Source organism: Isoptericola sp. NPDC057191 (assembly GCF_042670225.1).
GTDB lineage: Bacteria > Actinomycetota > Actinomycetes > Actinomycetales > Cellulomonadaceae > Isoptericola.
The window spans coordinates 1-7,821 of record NZ_JBHUWC010000190.1; the positions used below are offsets into that span (position 1 = coordinate 1).

Below are 7,821 nucleotides of genomic sequence, written 5' to 3' on the forward strand. Positions count from 1 at the left end.
TCTCCTTCGCTGACCGCGCCGCACGGCGCCGCGGCTCAGACCCTGGTCGCGCGGACCAGCAGGTACTCCCACGTCATCGTGCCGTCGTCGCGCAGGTGCCGGTCGCCGAGGTCGGCGAGCGCCTCGTCGAGCTGCGCCGCGCGGGCGTCGTCGTCCCCGAGATGGCGGTACGTCGCGATGGTCGGCCCGTAGGTCGCCTTGAAGAAGTCGCGGAACGCGGCGCCGTCGGCGAACCGGTCCACGACGAGCCCGCGCACCTCGGCCCGGACGTCGGCGACGCGGTCACCGAGGAGCGTCCGCACGTGCTCCTCCGTGCCCCACAGCGGCGGCGCCGACGCACCGGGCGGGGGCGGGGGCGCATACGGCTTGAGCGTCGCGAACATCTCGCCGATGAACCCGCCGGGCGTCCACGCGATGTTCCCGAGGGTGCCGCCCGGCCGCGTGACCCGGGCGAGCTCGCCCGCGGCGAGCTCGTGGAAGGGCGCGAACATCACCCCCACGCAGGACAGGGTGACGTCGAACGTGCCGTCGTCGAAGGGCAGCGCGTGCGCGTCGGCCGTCTCCCAGCGCAGGGTGACGCCGCGGTCGGCGGCCCGCCGTCGTCCGGCGTCGAGCAGCGCGGGGGAGAGGTCCGAGGCGACGACGTCGGCCCCCGCCAGGGCTGCCGGGATCGAGGCGTTGCCGGAACCGGCGCCGACGTCGAGCACGTGGTCGCCGCGACCGACGTCGCACGCCTCGACGAGGACGGCGCCCAGGGACGGGATGACCTGGTCGGCGACCGCCGGGTAGTCGCCCGACTCCCAGACGGCGCGATGCTTCGCGCGGACCGCGTCGAGCAGCTCGGCGGGGGCGGTCCCGGGTTCGGTGATGCTCATGAGGATCTCCTTCGGTGCGGGGCTCTTCTGCCTTCCCTCCACGGTGCGTGCGGCGTCGCCACGCATCCAGTGCCAGATCTGGACCGGGCGAAGTCCTGGATCTGTACTGGCGGTGCCACCTCGGGCGGGCGTTCACTGGGGGGATGGCGGGCTACGGCCAGTTCTGCCCCGTGGCGAAGGCGATGGAGGTGCTCGACGAGCGCTGGACGCTCCTCGTCGTGCGCGAGCTGCTGCTGGGCAGCACCCGGTTCAACGAGCTGCGGCGCGGCAACCCGAAGATGTCACCGACGCTGCTCGCCAAGCGCCTGCGCACCCTGGAGCGGGCGGGCGTCGTGCGGCGCACCGGTGACGAAGGGCACGCCCGCTACGTGCTCACCCCGGCCGGCGAGGAGCTGCGCCCGGTGGTGGAGGCGCTCGGCGCGTGGGGCACGCGGTGGGTCGGGGGCCTCGGCGAGGCCGACCTCGACCCGCACCTGCTGCTGTGGGACATGCGGCGCACCATCGACGTCGCCGCGTGGCCCCGCGAGCGCACGGTGGTCGCGTTCGCCCTCACCGACGTCGCCCCGCGCGTGTCGCGGTGGTGGATCGTCGTGCGGGACGGGCAGGTCGAGGTGTGCGACTACGACCCTGGCTACGACACCGCGGTGGTGGTGACGACGCCGCTGCGCACGCTGACCCGCCTGTGGCGCGGCGACGTCACCTGGGACGGCGCGCTGCGGGCGCGGGACGTCGTGCTCGACGGCCCGGAGGCGGTGCGCCGCCAGGTGCCGCGATGGCTGGGGCAGTCGGTGTTCGCCGGCGTGCCGCGACCGGGACGGGCAGCCGCCGACGCCTGACCCGGCCGCGGCCGTCGCCCCGCGACCTTCGACGCACCCTCCTCGACGCGCTACCTTCGCAGCCATGATGAGGCCACGGGTCCAGGACACGATCTCGTGGCGCCGACCCCGGCGGCGGCGCCTCGGGGCGCGGGCGGGCGCCGGGGCGGCCGTCGGCCTGGTGAGCGCCGCCCTCGACCTCGCTGTGTCGGTCGCGGGCGGCACGGGCGGGGTGTCCGACCTCTCCCGCCTCGGCACCGACGCACCGCGCGTGCCCCGCGACCCCGCGCAGCCCGTAGCCGACCTCCCGTGCATCGTCGTCGGGGGCACCGCGCCGTGGGCGCCCGCCTCCTGGGCGGGCCGGCCGCACCTGTGGGCGACCGCCGGCCGGTTCCGGGTCGAGCTCCCGGCACCCCGTGGCGAGGTCGTCCTGGACCCCGGCGCCCTCTCGCTGCGCTCGCTCGTCGTCGCGCCCGGGCAGCACGGCGCGACGACGCTCGACACCCGCTGCGACGCCACGGTCGTCGGTCCGGACCTCGAGATCGTCGTGCAGGGGACGTGGCTGGCGATCGCCTGGCTCGGCCACCTCGCGGGCTGGCCCGACCCGGGCGTGCCCCAGGCCGATACCGAGGCCGGCACCGAGGGTGACGCAGGGGGCACCGGGCGCCTTACGGACACGTGACGGACCGGTCGTCAGTCCAGGTGGCGGCTCCGCGAGGTGGGACGCTGAGGGCATGAGCAGCACCACGCCCGGGGAGCCCGGGCCGGCGGCCACGCCCGAGCCGCGACGACGGGACGGGTGGTGGTCCGCGCTCGCGGGCGTCGTCGCGACGGGTGCGGGGCTCGCGGTCGCGGAGCTGGCGGCGGCGGTCGTCGACCCGGCGTCGAGCCCGGTCGTCGCCGCGGGCGGGGCCGTGGTCGACGGCGTCCCCGGCTGGCTCAAGGACCTGGCGGTCTCGTGGTTCGGGACCGCCGACAAGGCCGTCCTGCTCGCCACGATGGGTGTCGTCGCGCTGGCGGGCGCCGCGCTCGTCGGCGTCCTCGAACGACGTCGCCCGCCGTGGGGCGCCGTGCTGCTGGGTGCCGTCTGCGCGGCCGCGGCGATCGTCGCCGCGCGCCGCCCCGGCGCGGGCATCGCCTGGGCCTTGCCCAGCCTCGTCGGCGGCGTGGTCGCGATCGCGCTCCTGAGCGCGCTGCTGCGCCGCGTCGAGGAGTGGTTCGCCGCGGACGAGCGCCCCGGCGGCGAGCACCGCGCGGCGATGGACCGGCGCCGCTTCCTGCAGTGGACCGGCATCACGGCCGCCGGAGCCGTCGTCGCGCTGGGCGCCTCGCGCGTCGTCTCGGCCGGGGGCCGGGCGGTGCAGGCCGCGCGCGAGGCGATCCGGCTGCCGCGACCCGCGACCACGGCACCGCCCGTGCCCGCCGGAGCGGACCTCCGCGTCGCGGGCCTCACCCCGTACGCGACCCCGAACCCGGAGTTCTACCGCATCGACACGGCCCTGATCGTGCCGCAGGTGGACCCGGGGGACTGGACTCTGTCGGTGACCGGTCTCGTCGACGAGCCGTTCACCCTCACCTGGGACGACCTGCTCGCCCTGCCGCTCGAGGAGCACGACGTCACCCTGACCTGCGTCTCGAACGAGGTGGGCGGCTCCCTGATCGGCAACGCCCGCTGGCTCGGCTACCCCGTGCGGGAGCTGCTGGCTCGCGCGAGGCCGCAGGCCGGGGCGGACATGGTGCTCTCGCGCAGCACGGACGGGTTCACCGCCGGCACGCCGCTGGAGGTGCTGCGTGAGGAGGGCCGGCAGAGCCTGCTCGCGGTCGGCATGAACGGCGAGCCGCTGCCGCCCGAGCACGGCTTTCCCGCGCGGCTGGTGGTGCCGGGCCTGTACGGGTACGTGTCGGCGACCAAGTGGGTCACCGAGCTCAAGGTCACGACCTTCGCCGCGGACCAGGGCTACTGGACGCCGCGCGGCTGGTCGGCGCTCGGACCGATCAAGCTGTCGTCGCGCATCGACGTGCCCCGTCCCGGCGACGACCTGCCCGCCGGCACCGTGACCCTCGCCGGGGTGGCGTGGGCGCAGCACACCGGGATCGCGCGCGTCGAGGTGCGGGTGGACGACGGCGCGTGGACGGAGGCGGAGCTCGCGGACACCGTCGGCCCGGACACATGGCGGCAGTGGCGCCACGACTGGCACGCGACGCCCGGCGACCACGTCGTCGCCGTGCGCGCGACCGACGCCGACGGGAACGCGCAGGTCGAGACCGAGGCTCCGCCGGCGCCCGACGGTGCGTCCGGCTGGCACACCATCCCGGTGACGATCGCCTGACCGGGTCTCAGCGCCGGCCGTGCGCCCACGACCGTCCCGACCAACGCGACGAGTGCGTGGGTGCCAGGCTTGCGCGCCTGGCTACGATGGAGGCACAGGCGTCGACCCGGCCATCACCGGCGAGCCTCCGGAAGAACGGAGCGGACCCCGCTCTCAGTAGAACCGGACGGGTAGGCCCGTCACAGCCGTGAACGAGCGGCGGGCGCCGTGCCGGGGTCTCGGCAGGGTGTCCGCAAGCGGGGTGGTACCGCGGTTCCTGCGCCCTTCGGGGCGGGGCGTCGTCCTCGCACGGCAGCAGCACGACCGTCTCGACCGCCGACCCGTACCACCCGCCCGCCCGTTCTCCCAGGAGCCCACCCATGGCCTATCCGCAGCACCGTTCGTCCGCCCCCGACCAGCCGTCGGCACAGCAGGGCGCCGCGTTCGGCATCGCCGGCGTCCCCGCGTCCCCGGACCTGCCGGCGATCGAGCGCGAGGTCCTGGAGTTCTGGGCGGGGGACGACACGTTCCGTGCGTCGGTCGCGAAGAACCCGGCGGGCGAGAACGGCAGCAACGAGTTCGTCTTCTACGACGGGCCGCCGTTCGCCAACGGCCTGCCGCACTACGGCCACCTGCTCACCGGCTACGCGAAGGACGTCGTCCCGCGCTACCAGACCATGCGCGGCAAGCACGTGGAACGCCGGTTCGGCTGGGACACCCACGGCCTGCCCGCCGAGCTCGAGGCCATGAGCCAGCTCGGCATCAAGACGAAGGACGAGATCCTCGAGCTGGGCATCGAGAAGTTCAACGCGGCGTGCCGCGCGTCCGTGCTGAAGTACACGTCCGAGTGGCGCGACTACGTCACCCGCCAGGCGCGCTGGGTCGACTTCGACCACGACTACAAGACGCTCAACGTCACGTACATGGAGTCGGTGCTGTGGGGCTTCAAGAAGCTCTACGACGCGGGCCTGGTGTACGAGGACTTCCGCGTGCTGCCCTACTGCTGGAACGACCAGACGCCGCTGTCCAACCACGAGCTGCGCATGGACGACGACGTCTACCAGACGCGCCAGGACCCGGCCGTGACCGTCGGCTTCGACGTCGCGACCGTCCCGGCCGGCCAGGACGTCGTGCGGCCCGGGGACAAGCTCCTCATCTGGACCACCACGCCGTGGACGCTGCCCTCCAACCTGCTCGTCATGGTCGGGCCGGACATCGAGTACGCCGTCGTCGAGTCGTCCTTCACCGGCACGTCGCAGCGGTACGTGATCGCCGCGGCACGCGTGGACGCGTACTCGCGCGAGCTCACCGACGAGGGCGAGGAGGCGCCGCGCGTGGTCGGGCACCTGCTCGGCCGCGACCTGCTCCAGACCTCCTACGTGCCGCCGTTCTCCTACTACGAGGGCCGCGAGCGGGCCCACCGCGTGGTGGAGGCAGACTTCGTCACGACGACGGACGGCACCGGCCTGGTGCACAGCGCCGGCGCGTTCGGCGAGGACGACAAGGTCGTGTGCGACCGCGAGGGCGTCGCGTCCGTCATGCCCGTGGGCGCGGACGGCAAGTTCACGCACCCGGTCGAGGAGTACGCGGGCCTGCAGGTCTTCGACGCGAACCTCCCGATCATCGACCACCTCAAGGCCCGCACCCGGGGCGAGGCCGACGCCGGCTCCACCACGACCGGCACGGTGCTGCTGCGCCGCGAGTCCTACGCGCACTCCTACCCGCACTGCTGGCGCTGCCGGCAGCCGCTGATGTACATGGGCGTGTCCTCGTGGTTCGTCGAGGTCACGAAGATCAAGGAGCGCATGCTCGAGCTCAACGAGGAGATCTCGTGGACGCCCGAGCACATCCAGCACGGGCAGTTCGGCAAGTGGCTGGAGAACGCGCGCGACTGGTCGATCACGCGCAACCGGTTCTGGGGCTCGCCCGTGCCGGTCTGGAAGAGCGACGACCCGGCGCACCCCCGCCTCGACGTCTACGGGTCGCTGGAGGAGATCGAGCGCGACTTCGGCCGCCTCCCGCTGAACGCGGACGGCGAGCCGGACCTGCACCGCCCGTTCGTCGACGACCTCACGCGGCCCAACCCGGACGACCCGACCGGGAAGTCCACGATGCGCCGCGTCGAGGACGTCATGGACGTGTGGGTCGACTCGGGCTCCATGCCGTACGCCCAGGTGCACTACCCGTTCGAGAACGCGGACTGGTTCGAGCACCACTACCCGGGCGACTTCATCGTCGAGTACATCGGGCAGACGCGTGGCTGGTTCTACACGCTGCACGTGCTCGCCACGGCCCTGTTCGACCGGCCGGCGTTCCGCAGCGCCGTCTCCCACGGCATCGTGCTGGGCTCCGACGGCCGCAAGATGAGCAAGTCGCTGCGGAACTACCCGGACGTGTCCGAGGTCTTCGACCGCGACGGCTCGGACGCCATGCGCTGGTTCCTCATGGCCAGCCCGATCCTGCGGGGCGGCAACCTCGTCGTCACGGAAGAGGGCATCCGCGACGCCGTGCGCCAGGTGCTCCTGCCGTTGTGGAGCACCTACTACTTCTTCACCCTCTACGCGAACAGCGCCGCGGACGGTCAGGGCTACACCGCGAAGCCGGTCACGGCGGAGCGGGTCGCGGGTCTTCCGGCGCTCGACCGGTACCTGCTGGCGCGCACGCACGACCTCGTCGCCACCGTGACGTCGCAGCTCGACGCCTACGACATCTCCGGCGCGTGCGAGTCGGTGCGCGAGCACCTGGACGTCCTCACCAACTGGTACGTGCGCACCCAGCGCGACCGCTTCTGGGCCGAGGACGCCGACGCGTTCGACACGCTGTACACCGCCCTCGAGACCCTGACCCGGGTCATGGCCCCGCTCGCGCCCCTGCTCACCGAGGAGGTCTGGCGGGGGCTCACGGGCGGCCGGTCCGTGCACCTCGCGGACTGGCCCGCGTCGTCGGGCGAGGCAGGCGGCGCGATCGAGTCCGCCCTCGTGCGCGACGACGAGCTGGTCGCCGCGATGGACGAGGTGCGGGCCGTCGTGTCCAGCGCGCTCGCGCTGCGCAAGGCGCACCAGCTGCGGGTGCGCCAGCCGCTGGCCCGCCTCACGGTCGCCGTGCCGGACCCTGCGGCGCTCGCGGACTACGTCGGCCTGCTGACCTCGGAGCTCAACGTCAAGGCGGTCGACCTCGTCGAGGCCGACGCCGACGCGTCCGAGCGGTTCGGCATCACCGAGCGCCTCGCCGTGAACGCCCGGGCGGCCGGCCCGCGCCTCGGCCGCGGTGTCCAGTCGGTCATCAAGGCCGCGAAGTCCGGGGCGTGGCGGCGTGACGACGACGGCACGGTGGTCGTGACCACCGAGGCCGGCGACGAGCCGCTCCTCGAGGCGGAGTACGAGCTGACGACCGTCGTCGCCGAGGGTGCGGGCGGCGAGGTCGCGGCGAGCGTGCTGCCCGGCGGCGGGTTCGTCGTCCTCGAGCTCGCGCTGGACGACGCGCTGCGCGCCGAGGGGTATGCCCGCGACGTCATCCGTGACGTGCAGGACGCCCGGAAGGCTGCGGGCCTCGAGGTGAGCGACCGCATCGCGCTGGAGCTCGCCGTCCCGGCCGAGCACCTCCCCGCGGTGGAGCGGCACCGCGAGCTCATCGCCCGCGAGACGCTCGCCCTCGACGTCGCGGTGGCCGCAGGCGACGGCGAGCGCACGGTGCGCGTCAGCAAGCGGGAGACTCCGGCCGGCTGAACCTGCTGGCGGTCCGTGCGCCGCGCTCGGGCCGTGCCCTGCGCGAGGTCGAGGTTCCCTCCGCACTACCCCCAGGCCCCCCGCCCCGCCCCGGGGC

Annotated in this window: 5 protein-coding genes; 4 read left to right on the forward strand and 1 reads right to left on the reverse strand. The window is 74.1% G+C overall.

The window, feature by feature from the left end; all coding sequences use genetic code 11:
- Nucleotides 1–35: 35 nt before the first annotated feature.
- Complete coding sequence (locus tag ACFT55_RS17500) at nt 36–875, reverse strand: class I SAM-dependent methyltransferase (protein ID WP_380245118.1); 840 nt, start codon at nt 873–875, stop codon at nt 36–38.
- A gap of 143 nt (nt 876–1,018) precedes the next feature.
- Here ACFT55_RS17500 and ACFT55_RS17505 point away from each other — a divergent pair, with 143 nt between their 5' ends.
- The 4 genes from ACFT55_RS17505 to ileS all read left to right on the forward strand — a co-directional run bounded on the left by ACFT55_RS17505 (nt 1,019) and on the right by ileS (nt 7,724).
- A complete protein-coding gene (locus ACFT55_RS17505) occupies nt 1,019–1,711 on the forward strand; it encodes a winged helix-turn-helix transcriptional regulator (RefSeq protein WP_380245119.1) in 693 nt (230 codons plus the stop codon).
- 64 nt (nt 1,712–1,775) lie between these two features.
- Complete coding sequence (locus ACFT55_RS17510; protein ID WP_380245120.1) at nt 1,776–2,372, forward strand: hypothetical protein; 597 nt, start codon at nt 1,776–1,778, stop codon at nt 2,370–2,372.
- 52 nt (nt 2,373–2,424) lie between these two features.
- Complete coding sequence (locus ACFT55_RS17515; protein ID WP_380245121.1) at nt 2,425–4,020, forward strand: molybdopterin-dependent oxidoreductase; 1,596 nt, start codon at nt 2,425–2,427, stop codon at nt 4,018–4,020.
- 359 nt (nt 4,021–4,379) lie between these two features.
- On the forward strand, nt 4,380–7,724 hold the full coding sequence (gene ileS / locus ACFT55_RS17520) for an isoleucine--tRNA ligase (protein WP_380245122.1): 3,345 nt from the start codon (nt 4,380–4,382) through the stop codon (nt 7,722–7,724).
- Nucleotides 7,725–7,821: the final 97 nt, after the last annotated feature.

What these genes read in the sequence shown, in the direction of transcription:
- ACFT55_RS17515 (WP_380245121.1), top strand. Translation starts at nt 2,425, where the DNA reads ATGAGCAGCACCACGCCCGGGGAGCCCGGGCCGGCGGCCACGCCCGAG.
- ileS (WP_380245122.1), top strand. Translation starts at nt 4,380, where the DNA reads ATGGCCTATCCGCAGCACCGTTCGTCCGCCCCCGACCAGCCGTCGGCA.
- ACFT55_RS17500 (WP_380245118.1), bottom strand. Translation starts at nt 875, where the DNA reads ATGAGCATCACCGAACCCGGGACCGCCCCCGCCGAGCTGCTCGACGCG.
- ACFT55_RS17510 (WP_380245120.1), top strand. Translation starts at nt 1,776, where the DNA reads ATGATGAGGCCACGGGTCCAGGACACGATCTCGTGGCGCCGACCCCGG.
- ACFT55_RS17505 (WP_380245119.1), top strand. Translation starts at nt 1,019, where the DNA reads ATGGCGGGCTACGGCCAGTTCTGCCCCGTGGCGAAGGCGATGGAGGTG.